The sequence below is a fragment of the Pseudoalteromonas sp. T1lg10 genome, assembly GCF_002964545.1.
GTDB lineage: Bacteria > Pseudomonadota > Gammaproteobacteria > Enterobacterales > Alteromonadaceae > Pseudoalteromonas.
Map to the genome: position 1 here is coordinate 223,516 of NZ_PQBV01000018.1, position 18,258 is coordinate 241,773.

15 protein-coding genes and 1 pseudogene are annotated in these 18,258 nt (G+C 50.2%); 12 read left to right on the plus strand and 4 right to left on the minus strand.

All coding sequences use genetic code 11. From position 1 onward, the window contains the following. Positions 1–134: 134 nt before the first annotated feature. The 3 genes from C2M17_RS07305 to C2M17_RS07315 are packed head-to-tail and all read left to right on the plus strand — an operon-like array spanning position 135 to position 2,481. Positions 135–1,214 carry a CDP-glycerol glycerophosphotransferase family protein gene (locus C2M17_RS07305; protein ID WP_105200171.1) on the plus strand — a complete coding sequence of 360 codons (1,080 nt, stop codon included), beginning with the start codon at positions 135–137 and terminating at the stop codon, positions 1,212–1,214. Continuing rightward, entirely contained in the window at positions 1,204–1,608 is a 405-nt protein-coding gene (locus tag C2M17_RS07310; RefSeq protein WP_105200172.1) for an adenylyltransferase/cytidyltransferase family protein, read from the plus strand. Before C2M17_RS07305 ends, C2M17_RS07310 begins: the two co-directional genes overlap by 11 nt. 45 nt (positions 1,609–1,653) lie before the next feature. Continuing rightward, a complete protein-coding gene (locus C2M17_RS07315; RefSeq protein ID WP_105200173.1) occupies positions 1,654–2,481 on the plus strand; it encodes a sulfurtransferase in 828 nt (275 codons plus the stop codon). Between the two features lie 61 nt (positions 2,482–2,542). Here C2M17_RS07315 and C2M17_RS07320 read toward each other — a convergent pair whose 3' ends face one another. Continuing rightward, on the minus strand, positions 2,543–3,511 hold the full coding sequence (locus C2M17_RS07320) for a class 1 fructose-bisphosphatase (RefSeq protein WP_105200174.1): 969 nt from the start codon (positions 3,509–3,511) through the stop codon (positions 2,543–2,545). Between the two features lie 177 nt (positions 3,512–3,688). Between C2M17_RS07320 and C2M17_RS07325 the strand changes: the two are divergent. From C2M17_RS07325 to panP, 7 genes and pseudogenes are all read left to right on the plus strand, one after another. Beyond that, positions 3,689–6,117, plus strand: a pseudogene (locus C2M17_RS07325) (zinc-dependent metalloprotease). Between the two features lie 95 nt (positions 6,118–6,212). Beyond that, entirely contained in the window at positions 6,213–7,568 is a 1,356-nt protein-coding gene (gene mpl / locus C2M17_RS07330; protein WP_105200175.1) for a UDP-N-acetylmuramate:L-alanyl-gamma-D-glutamyl-meso-diaminopimelate ligase, read from the plus strand. After that, on the plus strand, positions 7,565–8,188 hold the full coding sequence (locus C2M17_RS07335; RefSeq protein WP_105200176.1) for a flavin prenyltransferase UbiX: 624 nt from the start codon (positions 7,565–7,567) through the stop codon (positions 8,186–8,188). Before mpl ends, C2M17_RS07335 begins: the two co-directional genes overlap by 4 nt. Beyond that, positions 8,189–9,109 carry an ABC transporter ATP-binding protein gene (locus C2M17_RS07340; RefSeq protein ID WP_105200177.1) on the plus strand — a complete coding sequence of 307 codons (921 nt, stop codon included), beginning with the start codon at positions 8,189–8,191 and terminating at the stop codon, positions 9,107–9,109. A gap of 2 nt (positions 9,110–9,111) precedes the next feature. After that, positions 9,112–9,879, plus strand: coding sequence for an ABC transporter permease (locus C2M17_RS07345; RefSeq protein ID WP_105200178.1), 768 nt, complete (start codon positions 9,112–9,114; stop codon positions 9,877–9,879). Beyond that, positions 9,879–10,544: a tRNA (guanine(46)-N(7))-methyltransferase TrmB gene (gene trmB / locus C2M17_RS07350; RefSeq protein ID WP_105200179.1), complete on the plus strand. Its 666-nt coding sequence runs from the start codon at positions 9,879–9,881 to the stop codon at positions 10,542–10,544. The genes C2M17_RS07345 and trmB overlap by 1 nt, the downstream gene beginning before the upstream one ends. A gap of 232 nt (positions 10,545–10,776) precedes the next feature. Further along, on the plus strand, positions 10,777–12,405 hold the full coding sequence (gene panP / locus C2M17_RS07355) for a pyridoxal-dependent aspartate 1-decarboxylase PanP (RefSeq protein WP_105200180.1): 1,629 nt from the start codon (positions 10,777–10,779) through the stop codon (positions 12,403–12,405). Between the two features lie 356 nt (positions 12,406–12,761). On the opposite strand, the gene C2M17_RS07360 is transcribed toward panP, so the two are convergent. The 3 genes from C2M17_RS07360 to C2M17_RS07370 are packed head-to-tail and all read right to left on the minus strand — an operon-like array spanning position 12,762 to position 15,761. Next, on the minus strand, positions 12,762–13,703 hold the full coding sequence (locus C2M17_RS07360; protein WP_105200181.1) for an alpha/beta fold hydrolase: 942 nt from the start codon (positions 13,701–13,703) through the stop codon (positions 12,762–12,764). Positions 13,704–13,709: 6 nt separating this feature from the next. Continuing rightward, the gene (locus C2M17_RS07365) at positions 13,710–15,077 is read right to left on the minus strand and encodes an ATP-binding protein (RefSeq protein WP_105200182.1); all 1,368 of its coding nucleotides are present in this window, start codon (positions 15,075–15,077) and stop codon (positions 13,710–13,712) included. Then, entirely contained in the window at positions 15,078–15,761 is a 684-nt protein-coding gene (locus tag C2M17_RS07370; RefSeq protein WP_105200183.1) for a response regulator transcription factor, read from the minus strand. It lies immediately after the preceding gene. 165 nt (positions 15,762–15,926) lie between these two features. Here C2M17_RS07370 and C2M17_RS07375 point away from each other — a divergent pair, with 165 nt between their 5' ends. Both C2M17_RS07375 and C2M17_RS07385 read left to right on the plus strand, forming a co-directional pair. Continuing rightward, positions 15,927–16,379: a Spy/CpxP family protein refolding chaperone gene (locus C2M17_RS07375; RefSeq protein WP_105200184.1), complete on the plus strand. Its 453-nt coding sequence runs from the start codon at positions 15,927–15,929 to the stop codon at positions 16,377–16,379. Between the two features lie 856 nt (positions 16,380–17,235). Next, positions 17,236–18,252, plus strand: coding sequence for a Fe(3+) ABC transporter substrate-binding protein (locus C2M17_RS07385; protein ID WP_105200186.1), 1,017 nt, complete (start codon positions 17,236–17,238; stop codon positions 18,250–18,252). Positions 18,253–18,258: the final 6 nt, after the last annotated feature.

Below are 18,258 nucleotides of genomic sequence, written 5' to 3' on the forward strand. Positions count from 1 at the left end.
ATTCAAACTGGTCACAGTGGCATTTTTAAGCAGGTGAAAACTAATTCTTAATCCTTATATTTGCGCGCAAATCTAAAAATTAAGAATTAACTTTAGTATGATGCACAACATTGTTAAAACAGTGTGAATAAGAAATGAAAGTTTTCTTTGATGTATTGCACTTATACTATCTTCCCCAATATTTACCCCTATATAAGCAATTGCTGCAGCAAGGGGCGGCGGTGTGCTTCGTATTTTACAATGAGCAGGATAAGGCGCTAAAAGAGGCGGCTGATGCAGCCATAAAAACACACAAGCTACCTGTGCATTGGCTCGAGAGTGAGGATGAATCCCTCGACTTTTATCGTCAATGTGATGGCGAGTGGATTATTTTTGGCAAAGCCTTTGCCCAAATGCAGGTGTTAAACCAAAGCAAAAAAACCGTATTAATGCAGCATGGTATTGGCCCTAAGGCCTGTTATTACCATGCTTCAAATAATGCGGCTAGCGTACGCTTCGTTGAAGGTGAGCACCGTTTAGCACGTCTTGAGAGCCTGTATCCAAATGATAAGTTTGTCGATACCGGATACGCTAAGCTAGACCCTTTGTTGCAAAGCCAGGCTTTTACATCGCAGCACAGCCTGGAAGATCTGGGTTTAGACCCAAATAAGCCAACCTTACTCTATGCGCCGACATTTTATCCCAGCTCCATAGAAATGATGGAAAAAAATTGGGTGGATGAATATGCCCACTGCAACATTATTATTAAGCCGCATTTCTTTTCACTAACGAGAAATAAATACCAAAAACAACAACAATTGCTCAATAAGTGGGCGCAGCGCAAGCACGTCTACCTGGCGGCTGTCAGTGAGTTTAATCTGGTGCCATTTATGGCTTTGGCCGATGTGATGATATCCGATGCATCGTCGGCAATTTTTGAGTTTTTTGCCCTTAAAAAGCCGGTCATCTGGTGCAATTTTTATAAATTAAGGTGGTCATATCGCGGCCCCTTTGCCTATAGATTTAAGGCAAGATTAGACTCGGATATCGACTACTTTGAGGCCTTAACCTTCAAAGTCGATAAAGCCAAGCAATTGCCTGGAGCGATCGAGCAAGCGCTGTCGCAACCACAGGCAAAACATAATCAAGACAACATAAAAACAATAACAAAGCTCGCAGGGAAGCTGGATGGGCTAAGTTCTCAGCGAATAGTAAGCTTCTTATATGACAATTAAAGTAATTACCTTTGGTACATTTGATGTGTTCCATGTCGGCCATGTAAACCTGTTACAAAGGGCCGCAAAACTCGGTGACGAGTTAATCGTTGGTGTCTCCTCCGATCCTTTGAATAGACAGAAAAAAGGGCGTGCGCCTGTGTATTCGCAACAGGACCGTCTGCGTATCATTGCCGCCATGTCGGATGTGACCCGAGTGTTTGTGGAAGACTGTCTCACTCTTAAGCGCAGATATATCAAAGAGCATGGTGCCGACATCCTGGTTATGGGTGATGATTGGCGCGGAAAGTTTGATGAATTTAATGATATCTGTGAGGTAATTTACTTGCCGCGCACTCCGAGTATTTCGACCACAGAAATTATCGAAGTGGTGCGACAGCCAGAGTTCTGCTAACGTCCATGTTATTGTTGCAATAAGTATCCAATGACAAGGTGGTGTATGAGCCAGCAAATCACCGTGGCGCAGCTGAATGCACAGCTGCACAACCCCAAGCTAAAAATCTTTGATGCCGGCATGGTACTCCCGGGTAAGTCGGGCGAATATGCGCCGGCGGCGGTCATTAAAGGGGCGCAGCGTTTTGATATTAAAAACGCTCTGGCCGATAACGCCAGCCCCTGGCCTCATACTTTATGCAGCGCCGATCAATTTGAGCAACAGATGCAAGAAGCTGGAGTGAGTCAGGACTCGGAAGTGGTGGTCTATGACGACCAGGGCTTATTTAGCGCCGCCCGAGCCTGGTGGATGTTTAAGGCCTTTGGTTTCGATAACGTTAAGGTGCTGCGTGGCGGTCTACCAGCATGGCGCACCGCCGAGTTGCCGGTGCAACAGGGCTGGCATAGCGCCGAGGAGCGAGGTAATTTTAAAGCCTCCCCACGGGCTGACTTTTTTATTAACACCGAGCAGGTGCTCGCGGCTATCGACGATACCTCGACCTTGTTGCTTGATGCCCGACCGGCGCAGCGTTTCAGTGGTGAGATGGCCGAACCCAGAGAAGGCATGCGCGCCGGACATATTCCCAATGCCAAGAGCTTGCCATATGCCGAGTTAATCATAGATGGCGAGCTACGCCCAAAGGAACAGTTGCAGCAAGCATTGGCGCAACTGCTTGAACAGGATATTCAGCGCTTGCAGTTTAGCTGTGGCTCGGGCATCACCGCCTGTATTTTAGCGCTGGCCGCGTATGAGTGTGGCCATACTAACTTACAGGTTTATGATGGCTCTTGGAGCGAGTGGGGCGCCCGCCATGAACTGCCGCTGGAAAAATAAGGGGCTATTCAGGATTTAAGTTAAATAAAAAAGGGCAGTATCAACTGCCCTTTTTTTAACTTTATTTGTGGTAGCTTAAGCAGGCTTCCACTTCTTCTTTTGAGCCCAAAATTACAGCCACACGTTGGTGAATTTGCTCTGGCTCTATATCCATAATGCGCTCATAACCGGTTGAGGCCAGGCCGCCGGCTTGCTCGATAAGCATGGCCATAGGATTGGCTTCATAAAGTAGGCGCAATTTGTACGGCTTTTCCGGGTTTTTGGTGTCTTCCGGATAGGTGAATAAACCACCGCGGCTAAGTACACGGTGAACATCGCCTACCATGGCGGCAATCCAGCGCATATTGAAGTTGCGACCACGAGGTCCGGTTTCACCGGCTAATAGGTCGGTAATATAGTTTTGCATCGCCGGCTGCCAGTGGCGCTGGTTCGATGTATTAATGGCGAATTCTTTGGTTTGCTCCGGCACCTTGGCAAAGTCCTGAGTCAACAAGAAGGTACCTTGGGTTTTATCCAAGGTGAAAATACGTGTGCCCTGGCCCGTGGTAAGCGCCAGCATGGTCGATGGGCCGTAGAGCACATAACCCGCGGCTACCTGCTGGTCACCCTTTTGCAAAAAGATATTAGGATCAGCCGGATCTGCATCCTTTGGCGCGCGCATAACAGAGAAAATGGTGCCAACCAATGAATTGATATCAATGTTTGATGAGCCATCAAGAGGGTCAAATGCGACTATGTATTCTGCGTCTGGGTTACCCGCAACCGTGCCCGGCTCTTCTTCCGAGGCGATGGCCTTAACATAACCGGACTCTAAAAGGATGTCTTTCAACAGCTGGTTGGAAAGTACATCCAGTTTCTTTTGCGTTTCGCCCTGGATGTTTTCATCCAGTGTGGAACCTAGCACGCCAGATAGGGCGCCTTGGCCAACACGGAAAGAGATTTCTTTACAGGCCGCTAAAATAGTACGGATAAGTGAAATAAGGTCATGTGAGCAACCATCTTCAAGCAAGACTGGGGGGAGTCGTCGCATCTTAATTGTTCCTAAGTTTTATGGGGTCTACACGACATTTTAAAGTGAGAGGATGTCGTCTAGATTACGCTGTCTATTTATCGCTTTGTGGTTGTAGACTCAAGGCAGAGAGATATACTCAAGGCTTATAAATTCCACAGCCAACCTACGATACCAATAACAACAAAAGTGAGAATTATGCCAAGTACGCAGATAATACGAATAGCACTGTTTCTTTTGTTCTTGCCTATGATAACCCAAGCGCAGGCAGCAATTAAGTCTATCAGCCAATTTACTCAAAATATGAGCAAATATCCTGGCTATTTCACCTTTTATTATGCCAATGATGAGGGCAAGCTTTATCTTGAGGTGGATAAGCTGAAGGCGCCGTTTCTATTGCAGCAAAGCCTGCCCTATGGTTTGGGCTCCAATGATATAGGCTTAGACCGTGGCCAGTTGGGTAATACCTATTTGGCGCAGTTCGAGCGTATGGGCAACAAGGTGATGTTGCGTGCCTTGAACACGAATTACCGTGCCTCAAGCAGTAACAGTGCAGAGCAGCAAAGCGTGAATGAGGCCTTTGCCTCCAGTATTCTATATGGCTTTGAAGTGCAGGCCAGCACGGATTCCCGAGTGCTGCTGGACTACACCCCTTATCTGCTCAGTGATGTGCACGGCGTTAGTCGCACCCTGGCGGCGCGTAAGCAAGGTAACTTTAGTGTCGACACCAGCCGCAGTGCGGTGTTTATGCCGCGCAGCAAGTCATTTGTGAAAAATACCGAACTGGAAGCTGTGCTCACCTTTACCGGCACTAAGCCTGGTGAGTATGTGAAACAGGTGAGCGCTGATCCTTACGCCATCAGCGTGAATATGCATCACTCATTCGTTGCCTTGCCGGACGATAAATACCAGCCACGAGCCTTCCACCCGCAATCCGGGTATTGGAGTATAGAGCACAAGGATTATTCGGCGCCCTTGGGCGAGAGCATGCTGGTGCGCTATATCCCGCGCCATCGCCTGGCCAAAAAACACCCCAATCAGGCCGTCAGCGAGCCGGTGAAACCCATTATTTACTACCTTGATCCGGGCGTGCCGGAGCCGGTGCGCAGCGCCTTGCTCGATGGTGGCAAATGGTGGAATGCCGCGTTTGAAAAAGCCGGTTATAAAAATGCCTTCCAGGTCAAAATGCTGCCCGAGCATGCCGACCCCATGGACGTACGCTTTAACGTTATTCAATGGGTGCATCGCGCCACTCGAGGCTGGTCGTACGGCAGCTCAGTGATAGATCCGCGCACCGGTGAAATTATTAAAGGTCATGTCACACTAGGTTCGCTGCGTGTGCGTCAGGATATCCTGATTGCCGAAGCCCTGGCCGCTCCTTATAAAAAGGGTGATGAAGTCACCGCCGAGTTGCAGGCCATGGCGCTGGACAGAATTCGTCAGCTCAGTGCCCATGAAATTGGCCACACCCTGGGAATAGCCCATAACTTTGCCGCTTCGCCCAAAGCGCGTGCTTCGGTGATGGACTACCCGCATCCCTTGGTCAGCCTGGACGAGCAGGGCGTGCTGGATATATCAAAAGCCTATGCCAAGGGCATGGGCGTGTGGGATGAACAGGTGATTAAATATGGTTATGGCGACTTTAGCCGCCAAAACGAGGCTCAAGCCTTGGCCAAGATCCTTGCCGAGAACAAAGCCCTTGGCCTCGAGTTTATCTCCGACAGAGACGCCCGTGCACAGGGCGGCGCCCATCCCAATGGTCATTTGTGGGATAACGGCGATAATCCAAGTAAAGAGCTGGAACGCGTGATGGCGGTACGGGCCAAAGCCCTGTCCCGTTTTGGCGTTGATAATATTAAAGCCGGCACCTCCTTATCTCAACTTGAAGAAGTGCTGGTGCCCTTGTATCTATTCCACCGTTATCAGGTGGAAGCCGCGGTCAAGCTGATCGCCGGTGTGGATTACAGCTACGAGGTGCGTGGTAAAGAGCAGGTGCAGGGCGCGCAAGTGGTCGATGCCGGGGTGCAACGTCAGGCTTTGGCCTCGCTGCTGCTTACTTTGGATGCCAAAGAGCTGGTGGTGCCGGAGTCAATTCTGGCCTTGATCCCGCCTAAAGCCTATGGCGAATACAACACCCGCGAAAGCATAGTGGGCCGTACCGGTCTGACTCTGGATGCCATGGCTCTGCCTGAAGTGGCGGCAAACCATAGCTTGAGCCTGCTGTTACACCCAGAGCGCGTTAATCGTCTGGCGCAGCAAGGTGCCCGCTCTGAACAGGCCTATAATCTGGATACCTTGCTTGATACCCTGTGAAGCGGGTATTCGACAATAACCATGGCAATGCCATGGAGGCAAAAGTGCAGCACCGTATTCAATGGTTGACGGCACAGCACTTTGCCAATCTGGTTGCCAGCGATAAGGTGGCACCTGAGGTGCAGGCCCAGTTCAAGTTTTACCTGCAGCGTGTGGCTGATGACTACAGACAAAACAAGCTGCTAGGTAGCGTTAGCTCAGGGGAGAGCGCCTTTAAACAACATCTGGCCGATGCCATTAATCATTTCCTTGAAACCGGTCAGTGGCAACAAGGCTTTAAGCCATTACCCTTACCACCAGGCTCGCCTATTTAGGGAGACCCTAGGTAGATTGGCAAGGCTAAATTTGGCATCATATAAGGCCGCGCAATTCTTAGCGATTGCGCGGCTTTTATTATTAGGAAGTCATTATGCACATACATATTCTCGGCATCTGCGGTACCTTTATGGGCGGTATTGCGGCGATTGCCAAGGCCTTAGGCCATCATGTGACCGGCTCGGATCAAAACGTTTACCCGCCGATGAGCACTCAGCTTGAAGAGTTAGGCATTGAATTGGTGCAGGGCTATGATCCCGCTCAGCTAGAGCCAGCCCCCGACGTAGTGGTCATTGGTAATGCCATGAGTCGCGGCAATCCCTGTGTTGAATATGTATTGGAAAAAGGCCTGCGTTATACCTCGGGTCCTGAATGGCTAAAAGAGCATATCCTGCGTGATAGCTGGGTGTTAGCGGTCGCCGGTACCCATGGTAAAACCACCACTGCCAGTATGCTGGCCTGGGTGCTGGAATACGCCGGACTCAAGCCGGGCTTTTTAATTGGCGGTGTAGTGCAGAATTTCGGTATCTCGGCGCGCGTGGGTGAAACCCCGTTTTTCGTTATCGAGGCCGATGAATATGACACGGCATTTTTCGACAAGCGCAGTAAGTTTGTCCATTACCTGCCAAGAACGCTGATCCTGAATAACCTGGAATTTGACCATGCGGATATTTTTGCCGACCTAAGCGCCATTCAAACCCAGTTTCACCACCTACTGCGAACTCTGCCAGGCTCGGGCAAGGCGATTTACCCCAGCGATGATCAGGCGCTGGTCGAGGTGATCAACAAGGGCTTTTGGAGTGAGCAAGAAGTCTTAGGCGCCGCGCAATGGGATTATCAATTATTGAAGGCCGATGGCAGTGAATTCACCGTATTGTTTGCCGGTGAGCCGCAAGGCGTGGTGCGTTGGCAGGCCATTGGCGAGCATAATGTTAAGAACGCCCTGATGACCATAGCCGCCGCACGCCATGTGGGTATTCCTGTGGCAAGCAGCATAGCCGCGCTGGCGGAATTTATCTCGCCTAAGCGCCGTATGGAGCACAAGGGTGAGGTGGCGGGTGTCAACGTCTATGACGACTTTGCCCATCATCCCACGGCCATTGCTACCACCTTGGCGGGTCTGCGTGCCAAGGTCGGCGATGAGCGCATTATTGCGGTGCTAGAGCCGCGCTCAAACACCATGAAGATGGGTGTGCATCAGGACACCCTGCTGGACTCCCTGGCAGGCGCCGATGAAGTATTTTTATTCGAGCCCCCCGAGCTTGGCTGGTCGCTGCAAGAGCGCGCCGAGCAGGCCGGTGCCCGTTGTTTAGCGGATATTGATGCCTTGGTGGCAGAGATAGTGGCCGCGGCCGAAACTGGGAGTCATATACTGGTTATGAGTAACGGTGGCTTTGGCGGCATTCACCAAAAGCTGCTCCATGCCTTAGCACAAAAGGAAACATCATGAGCACATTTAAAGAGCCCATTACCCTGGCCTTTAGCGGCGCCTCCGGAGCCCCTTACGGTTTGCGTTTATTACAGGTGTTGATAGAGCAAGGCCACCAGGTATTTGTGTTGATCTCCAGCGCCTCCCGGGTGGTGTTTGATACCGAATCCGGCATTAAGCTGTCCGGCCATGAGGATAAGGCAACGGAGCAACTCAGTGCCTTGGTCAATGCTGCCGATGGCCAACTTAAGGTCTTTGGTAAGGATAACTGGTTCAGCCCGGTAGCATCAGGCTCAGCCGCGCCGAAAAAAATGGTGGTGTGTCCCTGCAGTGCCGGTACCGTGTCGGCCATTGCCCTAGGCGCCTCGGACAACCTGATGGAGCGTGCCGCCGATGTGGTGATCAAAGAGCGTGGCCAACTGATCTTGGTACCCAGAGAAACCCCTTTTAGTGAAATTCACCTGGAAAATATGCTGAAACTGGCGCGCATGGGCGTCACCATAATGCCGGCGGCTCCGGGCTTTTATCATCAACCTGAGTCGATAGCCGATCTGGTCGACTTTATGGTAGCCCGTATTCTCGATCATCTGGGCATAGAGCAGAGACTTACCTCGCGTTGGGGTTATGGAGAACAAAAATAAATGACCATTGCATTAAATATTCAAGGGTTAAAAAAGACCTATAAAAACGGCGTTGAAGCCGTCAAAGGCATAGATTTACAAGTACAGCAGGGAGATTTCTTTGCCCTGTTAGGCCCCAATGGCGCTGGCAAGTCCACCACCATAGGGGTGATCTCATCGCTGGTGAACAAAACTGCGGGCAAGGTTGAAGTTTTCGGCCATGATATAGATACCGACCTGGAAGCGGCTAAATCCGAGTTGGGTTTAGTGCCGCAAGAATTTAACTTTAGCCAGTTTGAAACCCTGCAGCAGATTTTAGTTAACCAGGCCGGTTATTATGGCGTGCCTCGCGCGGAGGCCCATAAGCGTGCCGACAAGTACCTGGCACAGCTTGGTTTGTTAGATAAAAAAGACAAAGCCGCTCGTACGCTTTCTGGTGGTATGAAACGCCGCCTGATGATCGCCCGCGCCCTGATGCATGAGCCCAAGCTGTTGATCCTTGATGAGCCAACCGCGGGTGTAGATATCGAATTACGCCGCTCCATGTGGGATTTCTTACGTGAAATCAACAAGCAAGGGGTGACCATTATTCTTACCACCCACTATTTGGAAGAAGCCGAGTTGCTCTGTAAAAACATCGCTATTATCGACCATGGCATCATAGTTGAGCACACCACCATCAAGGCGCTGCTGGCTAAGCTGGATAAAGAAACCTTTGTGCTTGATTTAAAACAGCCGGTGCAGCCGATAAGCCTGGAGGGCTACCAATTTGCCCTGACCGACGACCACACCCTGGAGGTGGAAGTCGCCAAGTCACAGGGCCTTAATGGCGTATTTAGCGCCTTAAGTGAGCAGGGCAATACTGTGCTAAGCATGCGTAACAAGGCCAACCGTTTAGAAGAGTTGTTCGTCGGCTTGTTAAATCAAGGGCGAGGGGAGTGATCATGTTGAAGTATGGCGTTGCGCTAAAAAGTATTTGGATCAAAGAATGTATTCGCTTTTTGCGAATTTGGGTGCAAACCCTGGTACCCCCGGCGATCACCATGACCCTGTATTTCGTGATTTTCGGTAGCCTGATCGGCTCGCGCATCGGCGAAATGGGTGGCTTTAGCTATATGGAATTTATCGTCCCGGGTCTGATCATGATGTCGGTGATCACTAACTCCTACTCCAATGTGGCTTCAAGTTTCTATTCCACCAAGTTTCAAAAGAGTATAGAAGAGTTGCTGGTGGCGCCGGTGCCCAATTACATTATTGTGCTGGGTTATATGGGCGGTGGCATGGCCCGTGGCATGCTGGTGGGCTTAATCGTGACCCTGGTATCACTGTTTTTTGTGGATATTCAAATTCATAATATCTTTGTGATTGTCGCCACGGTGATTTTAACTTCGGCGGTGTTTGCCCTCGGCGGTTTAATTAATGCCGTGTATGCCAACAGCTTCGACGATATCAGCATTATCCCTACCTTTGTGCTAACGCCACTGACTTACCTGGGCGGCGTGTTTTATTCCATCACGCTACTGCCTGAGTTTTGGCAAGGGGTATCGCAAATTAACCCCATCATCTACATGGTTAATGCTTTCCGCTTTGGCTTTTTGGGTGTGTCCGATGTAAATATCTGGTTCTCATTCGCCGTCTTGCTGGCGTTTATTACTGTGTTATTTACCTTAGCATTAACATTAATTCGTAAGGGTGTGGGGTTACGTCACTGATGAGCGAAGCAAATTCAAGAGCCATAGTCTCTAACCAGCCAAGCCTGCATGAAAAACTTGATGAAGTGGTGAACAAGCACCTGAGTGCGGAGTTTAAAAAGCCCATTGCCGCGCATACCCAAGCGGCCTTTGATGAGGTTAATGCCAGGGTGCAGGCTTTTAATGGCCCTATTATTCTTGATTCCTGTTGTGGCGTCGGGGAGAGTACAGCTAACTTGGCTAAGCTGCACCCAGACGCGCTAGTGATAGGCATAGATAAGTCGGCGCACCGTTTAGATAAGCATGATGTGCAGTATCGCCAGGATGAAGATGCCCAGTATATGCTGGTGCAGGCGGATCTGAACGACTTTTGGCGCTTGGCCGTGCAGGCCAACTGGCAGCCAACGCACCATTATTTACTCTATCCCAACCCTTGGCCCAAAGCCAAGCACTTGCAGCGACGCTGGCATGGTGCCGCGGTATTCCCAAGCATAGTGCAGCTTGGCGGCAAGCTTGAACTGCGCAGCAACTGGGATATTTATGTGCGTGAGTTTGCCCGTGCTCTGCAACTGGCGGGACACCCAACTCAGGTCAGTGAGTATGCCAGTGACACAGCCATTACCCCGTTCGAGCGTAAGTATTGGGCCAGTGGCCAGCAAAGCTATCGCTTAGTGGTTGATCTGTAAGCGTATCTGGTTGGGCACAAGGACGGACTCCGAACTTGTGCCCATCACTGAAACTTATGTTGAGAATGTCGTAAAAATTCATGCAACATTCTTAAAATTGACCAAAGCTGCAAGACTTTTTTAGGTGATTGCTATAAAGTGAGCGCAAGTAAATCGACCGCTTGAAGCGATCCGTCATCGCCTTATATCGGTATAGTGAACCGGTATCCAAGCCAACCCAATTAGGTATGTCATGAGTGATAAGCGTTTTGCCGTAGCATCAGAGCACAGCTTGATGCGCGTCTTTACGGTGCCAGAGGCACCGGACTCAACGCTCAGCAAAATAGAAGCCGAGATCTCCAGTAACCTGGCCGGTTTCCTGAATGAGAACATCGCTGCGGTGGAAAAACCGCTGCATGAAATTGAGCGCGATTTTGAATCGGCGCAGATCCCAGAAGAGCCTATGTTTGTCAGCGCTCACGCGCAGGACATCATGGATAAGCTGGTGGCGCACTCGGTACACACCGCAGCTCCAAGCTTTATCGGCCATATGACCTCGGCCCTGCCTCACTTTGTGTTGCCACTGTCTAAGCTGATGGTGGGTTTAAACCAAAACCTGGTAAAAATTGAGACCTCTAAGGCCTTTACGCCTTTGGAGCGCCAGGTTATCGGCATGCTCCATCATATGGCTTATGACCGTAAGCAGGGTTTTTATGATAAATGGATGCACAGTGCCAAGACATCCTTAGGCGCTTTTTGCTCCGGCGGTACAGTGGCTAATATTACGGCGCTGTGGATCGCCCGTAACCGCTTACTCAAACCCGAAGGTGATTTTAAAGGCATAGGCGCTCAAGGCCTTATTGCGGCCATGTTCCACTATGGCTACAAGGGCCTGGCGGTACTGGTGTCGGAGCGCGGTCACTATTCACTGGGTAAGTCGGCAGACTTACTTGGCATAGGTCGCGACCACTTTATATCCATTCCTACCGATAAAGACAATAAGGTGGATGTGGAGGCCATGCGCAAAGAAGCGCAGGCGCTGCAGGCGCAAGGTATTAAGGTGATGGCCATTGTCGGTGTAGCCGGGACTACGGAAACCGGTAATATCGACCCTCTTAATGAAATGGCGGATTTGGCGGCGGAAATCGACTGCCATTTCCATGTCGATGCAGCCTGGGGGGGGGCGACCCTGTTGTCGCAAAATGCCCGTCATTTGTTGGCCGGTATCGAGCGTGCCGACTCCATCACCATAGATGCCCATAAACAAATGTATGTGCCCATGGGCGCGGGTATCGTGCTGTTTAAAGATCCCACGGCCACCGATGCCATTGAGCACCACGCCGAATATATTCTGCGTAAGGGCTCAAAAGACTTAGGCAGCCATACCCTGGAAGGCAGCCGTCCGGGCATGGCCATGCTGGTGCATGCCTGCTTGCGTATTATTGGCCGTAAAGGCTATGAAATGCTGATCGACAAGAGCTTGGACAAGGCCCGTTACTTTGCCGACTTGATCAAGGCGGAGCCGGACTTTGAACTGATCTCCGAGCCTGAGCTGTGTTTGCTGACCTATCGCTATGTGCCCGAGGCCATCAAGGCGCGCTTAAAAACCGCCGATGAGCAAACCAAGCTGGATATTTACGCTGCCCTTAACCGCTTTACCGCCAGTATGCAGAAGCGCCAGCGTGAAGCCGGACGTTCATTCGTGTCGCGAACCCGATTAACGCCGCCAGAATATGGCTATCAGCCGACCGTAGTGTTCCGTGTGGTCTTGGCTAACCCTCTTACTTCAAAGGAAATATTGCAAAATATCCTGGCTGAGCAGCGGGAGCTGGCCTTGTCCGATCCCATGTATAAGAAATACCTAGCGAAATACTTAACCTGAGGTTTGGGTAAGGGATGAGCTAACTTATTGTTTTTTAAAGTTCACTATAATACCAATTCTGTTAAGTATGTGATCAGATATAGCGCTGGATAAATGATGTGATAACAAGGCGGAATTTTTCCTATGTAGTATTCTACATATAAAAATTCCAACACCGTTAGCACGATATTTAGCCCGCTAGAATGATTAGCTATTTAAGTGAATTGGTATAAATATACCCCCTTGTCTAGCCAGAGAGTTTTAGGGATAACCAGGCGAATTTACGCACTAATAGCTGGCTATTGGTAGTGAATTCAACGCCGTTAGCGCCAAAACAGGCTGCTAGAAAGGCATTAGCTATCCGAAGCTCAGGTTACTTATAATTGCTCGCAGAAGTTGAGCAAATCGCGCAGCAGGGCTTTTCGTATGGAGTCCTGCTCGCATAAAAGTTCATGCCGAGCGCCAGAGTAGGTTTTTAACGCGGCCTGCTGCTGGGCATGGACAAAGTCCTGATAGGGCGAGGTATCCACCACGCTATCTTGTTGCGCTGCGGCAATAAACAAGGGCACAGGGCACAGACTCTTCCTTAGTTTTGCTATCGCCTTAAAGGCCGCATTCAACCATTTATAGGTCACGCCACCTAGCTGTAATTCCGGGCTTTGCTGATACAAGGCACGAAAACGCCGGTAACGCTCCTCACTATGGGTTAATTCATTTTCGCTAAAGGGCACCGCCGCATAGGGGCCGTGTCCGGGCACATAACCTTCGCCCTTAGTAAAGGTGCAGACCGAGCTGGCCCACAACTTGGCGAGCCAGGGCGCCGTGGATCCCGTGTTTATCTGCAACATGGGGGCACTTAAAAAGAGTCCGGCAAACTGTTCAGGATGAGTGCATGCATAATCCAGAGCGATGGCGCCGCCCATGGAGTGACCGAGCAAGATCTTTTTGCCCGGCCATTGGGGATTGACGACCTGGGTAATAAACTCATGCAGATCCGATTTATAGTCCTCGAAATCGCCGACATAGCCCTTATGGGTATCGGTAAGATGGCGGTAGGAGCGCCCCTGGCCCTGATGATCGACTATAAACACGGCGATATTGTTACGCGCCAGCTCCCACAGCAATTCCTGATATTTTTGCGCCGCTTCGATGCGCCCCGAGCTGATCACCAAGGCGTAATCGGCGCGATAGGGCAGATGATAGGCGTAAAACAACTTACCATGCTTAGTATCCAAAAAGCCTGAGGTCATATCCTGATGCCAAAAATGGGTAATGGCATCATGGTTTTTATGGAGCAGGGCTTCGCTGGAATAAAACATTCAGTATTAAGTCGTAGGTAGCTTGATGGTGGCTACTAAACCACCTTGAGGATGATTTTGCAATACCAGCTCCCCCTGATGGGCGGCGATGGCCTTGGCGGCAATGGCCAAACCTAGCCCGGTGCCGCCGCTGTGGCGGGTGCGGGCTGTGTCGACACGATAGAAGGGCTCGGTAATATGAGCCAGTTCTTGCTCGGCAACGCCCGGGCCGTCGTCGCGAATGCTCAGTTGCCATTGTTGCTGCTCATGCTTGAGCGCCACGTCGATATGGCTAGTGGCATATTTGATGGCGTTGCGCAGCAGGTTTTCGCAGGCGCTTGCCAAGAGCATGGCATCGACATTCAGCAGCGGTTGCTCTGGCAATTGGGGTAAGCTGATGGTTTTGTTGTGTGATTTGGCCTCAAATTCGGCATCGGTAAACACAGGGGCAAACAGTTGCGCCGGAGAAATGGCTTGGGTTTGCAGGCTTTGCTGGCGGTTCTCCAGACGTGATAGCGTCAGTATGCGCTCTATCATCAGGTCCAAGAGTTGCGCTTCTTTTTCTATACGTTGCAGCTGTGCCAAGGTGTCTTTATCGGCCTTGTCCTGAGCTATGGCACAGGCCAGTGATAAGCGCGTGAGCGGTGAGCGCAGCTCGTGAGAGATATCACCAAGCAAGGTCCTTTGGGTATTGACCAGGGTTTCCAGACGCTGCGCCATGGCGTTGAATTCACGGGCGAGAATGCCTATTTCATCGTTTCGCTGTGCGGCTTGAGTCACACGGCTGTCGAGTTGACCCTCGGCAATGGCCCGGGCACTAGAGCGCAGGGAATTAAGCGGGCCTATCAGGGTGCGGGTAAAGAGAAAACTCAACAATAAGGAGGCTCCTACGGCAACCGCTACCTTTAGCCAATGGGGCAGGAGTTTGAGGCGCACAAACCAGGGTAGGGTGCGACCTGGGCGCAGCTCATACAGTTGGTACTGGCCATCTGGCAAATTGATCAACAAGGGCCCGAGGGCGTGGAAATGCTCATTAAAAATCATCTGTGGCATCATATCCTGGCGAAAATTCAGCAGGCCTAAATCCACCTCATCAGCGGTGTTAAAGTTACTGTAGGCCAGGTCTTTTTCCGGTGAATACAGATATAGCTTACGTTTTTTCATGCGTCCTTGGTTGATCACTGCCTCTGCCGTGTGCTGATGCTTTTTAGCCGAGCGCTCCAGAGCATGACCCAAACGCTTAAAGTAATGGGCATCGCTGCCCTGCAAGGGTTCATAGCTGAGATCGCTGAAGCTAACTGAGCTCAGTGCCGCCATGAGTATTATGGTGGCCGCGAAGGTGAGCCAGAACCACAGGAAAATTTTTACATAGAGCTTGTTAAGAGGCTTGAACACTTAGGCGTCTCCGATCAGTACGTAGCCGGCACCGCGAACGGTGCGAATGCGCTCGTTTTCTATGTGTTCAGCTATTTTTTTGCGCAGGTTGCTGACATGCATATCTATGGAGCGATCGTAGGGCGCCAAACGCCGGCCTAACACCTGCTCGCTGATCTGCTCCTTGCTGATCACTGCGCCGGGCTCTTGTAACAATAGATGTAAGATTGCAAATTCGGTACCTGTCAGGGTCAGGGCTTGCCCTTGCGCGCTGGCGCTGCGACTTTGCATGCAGATATTCAGGTTGGCAAATTCCAACTCTTGGCGCGGCTGGCTGTTGTTTATATGTTCTATGCGCCGGGTGATCGCCTTGATCCTTGCTATCAGTTCGCGATGATTAAAGGGTTTGGGAATATAGTCGTCGGCACCAAGCTCAAGGCCGAAGATGCGATCAAAATCATCGCCCTTGGCGGTTAGCATGATCACTGGTACCAAGGAAGTGGCGCGCAGTTGCTTAAGTACCTCAAAGCCGTCGAGCTTAGGCAGCATTACATCAAGCAGGATCAGGTCATGTCTGTTTTCCATGGCCACTGCCAGACCTTGCTCACCATCGTGGGCACATTCCACTTCAAAGCCTTGGGAGTGTATATATTCACTGAGCATGGAGGCCAGTTCAATGTCGTCGTCTATTAATAAAACCTTCATCGCCTATCTCAAAAACACGGGAGCTAGCTTCATCTTAACTGATAGCAAGTTTCCAGTGCGACACCTTTACACAACCTTTACGTGCTCCTGACACTGCTTTGCGTTGCGCTTGCTAGAGTAAATAACACACCCAGTTCACAACCAAGGACAACTTAGGAGTCCGTTATGAAATTAAATAAATTACTTACAGCCGCCGTTATTTCTATCGGCTTAGCATCAAGCGTCGCCATGGCAGGCCAGGGCGGTCATCATAAGCAGGGTGAGCGCGGCATGCTAAGCGAGCACATGATTGAGCAATTACAGCTTAGCGAGCAACAGCAAACGCAAATCAAAGCCATTATGGATGCCAATAAACAACTTAAGCCACAACGAGGCTCGCGTCACGAGGGCTACAAGGCTTTGCAAGCGCTAACTAATACCAGCGAAAGTTTTGATGAGCAGGCGGCCCGAGAAATCATTCAGGCCCAGCAAAGTAAACAGATGGAGCGCAAGATTGCTCATCTGAAAAGCAAGCATCAGGTATGGAATCTTCTTACCGAAGAGCAGCAACAAAAGTTTGCACAAATGAAGGAAAAGCGTAAAAAACGTCATGCCGAGAAACGGGATGCCAATAAATAAGCTGGTTTGATTTGAGCTACGCAGTAATAAAAGGGGGAAATTTCTCCCTTTTTCTTTGTGTGTTTATAAGGAGATGAACGCAGCTGGGAATACAGTGTGAGCATCAGTTAAACACCAGGGATAAATTTTATTGCAGATAAAAAAGACGCGACCATATAGGTCGCGCTGACGGAATTTTCCAGCATCCTGCCGGCATTGAAGCAAGTTCAATTCCCTGTAATCACTGGGTGATTAAGCTGCAACATGGCTGCTGCAGTGTCGTCCCTGTCCCCTTTTTCCTGTGACAACCTGTCGTACGGTTTAGTGCATCGCATGTAGTTAGCATTTTGAATAACTAAGCCGCTTTGGTTCTCTCCCCCACATCCTGTGTTGCCCGCTCCCTGCTGGCGTTCCTTAGGCGAACCAATGCCCGTATCCTCTCGCACATCCTGTGCCTGAGCATCCTGCTCTTTTTCCTTGTCCTAGATTACAGTCCTTCGTGTTCTGCATCCTGCAGCTGTCCTTCCTGGCAGTCCCTGCTAAGTTTTCCTAACTTTGCCGCTTGTACGCCCTCACAAGCAATGAAGATAGTATAAGGGAATGTTTCTTCCCTGGTCAGCCAGGTAAACTCATAATAAAAGCTGTAAAACCCGCGTAATAAACTATGTTTTCCTTAATAAATAATGAGTTACGAAATATTTTGTTTAAATTGTTAGCACTGATTGCGGCAATCGCCATGTGACTTGTAAGATATATCTCACAAGGTGGGGGGCCAACTGGGAAATTATTGGGGTTACCAGCGGTTTAGCACTGTACTTTTTCGTCTTAAACAGTATGATGCTTTTGAGAATTATTTTTATTTAACTAGGAGCTCTTGGTGAAGAAAGCACTTGGATTTGCATTGGCATCGGTTGTTTCAGTTTTGTCTGCAGCGCCAGCATTAGCCTCAGAAACCGTTAATATTTACTCATTTCGCCAGCCCTTCTTAATTGAACCGATTTTAGAGAAATTCACCGAGCAAACCGGTATCGAAACCAAGGTGGTGTTTGCCAAAAAAGGTCTAATCGAGCGTTTAAAGCGTGAAGGCAAGCATACGCAGGCTGATTTGGTGCTAACCTCAAACTTCAGTGCGCTAATGCAGCTTGAAGACATGGCACTGACGCAAACCATCAGCAGCGAGCAGATCGATGCCAATATTCCCGCCGGCTTTCGTGACCCTGAAGGGCAGTGGGTGGCTCTGACCAAGCGCGTGCGTAATGTTTATTCGTCAAAAGACAGAGTCGGCAAGCTTGATAGCCTGAGTTACGAAGACCTGGCCACGGATGCGTATGCCAACAAGGTTTGTATGCGCCCGGGCAAGCACCCTTATAACCTGGGTTTGGTGGCATCCATGATAGCTCACCATGGTGAAGCCGAGACGAAAAAGTGGCTCGAAGGCCTAAAAGCCAACCTGGCGCGTAAGCCGCAAGGAAATGACCGCGCTCAAGTGAGAGCGGTGAAAGAAGGCCTGTGTGATGTGGCCATAGGTAACAGCTATTACTTCGGCAAAATGATGCAGGATGAGCAGCAAAAGGCCTGGGCGGATGCCGTGTATATCAACTTCCCTAACCAGCAAGACCGTGGCGCTCATGTGAACGTCTCTGGTGTGGTACTGACCAAGCACTCGAAAAACAAGGAAAATGCCTTGAAACTGATCGAGTTTATGACCGACAATACGGCGCAAAATATGTATGCCTCCGTCAATATGGAATATCCGGTGAAGCCGGGTGTGCCCTTGTCTGAGCTGGTTGCGTCCTGGGGTGAGTTTAAAGAAGATACGCTGCCGCTGGGGGAAATTAGCAAGCACCGTAGCGCCGCGTTACGACTCCTTGACGAGGTTAAATTCGACCTTTAACTGATT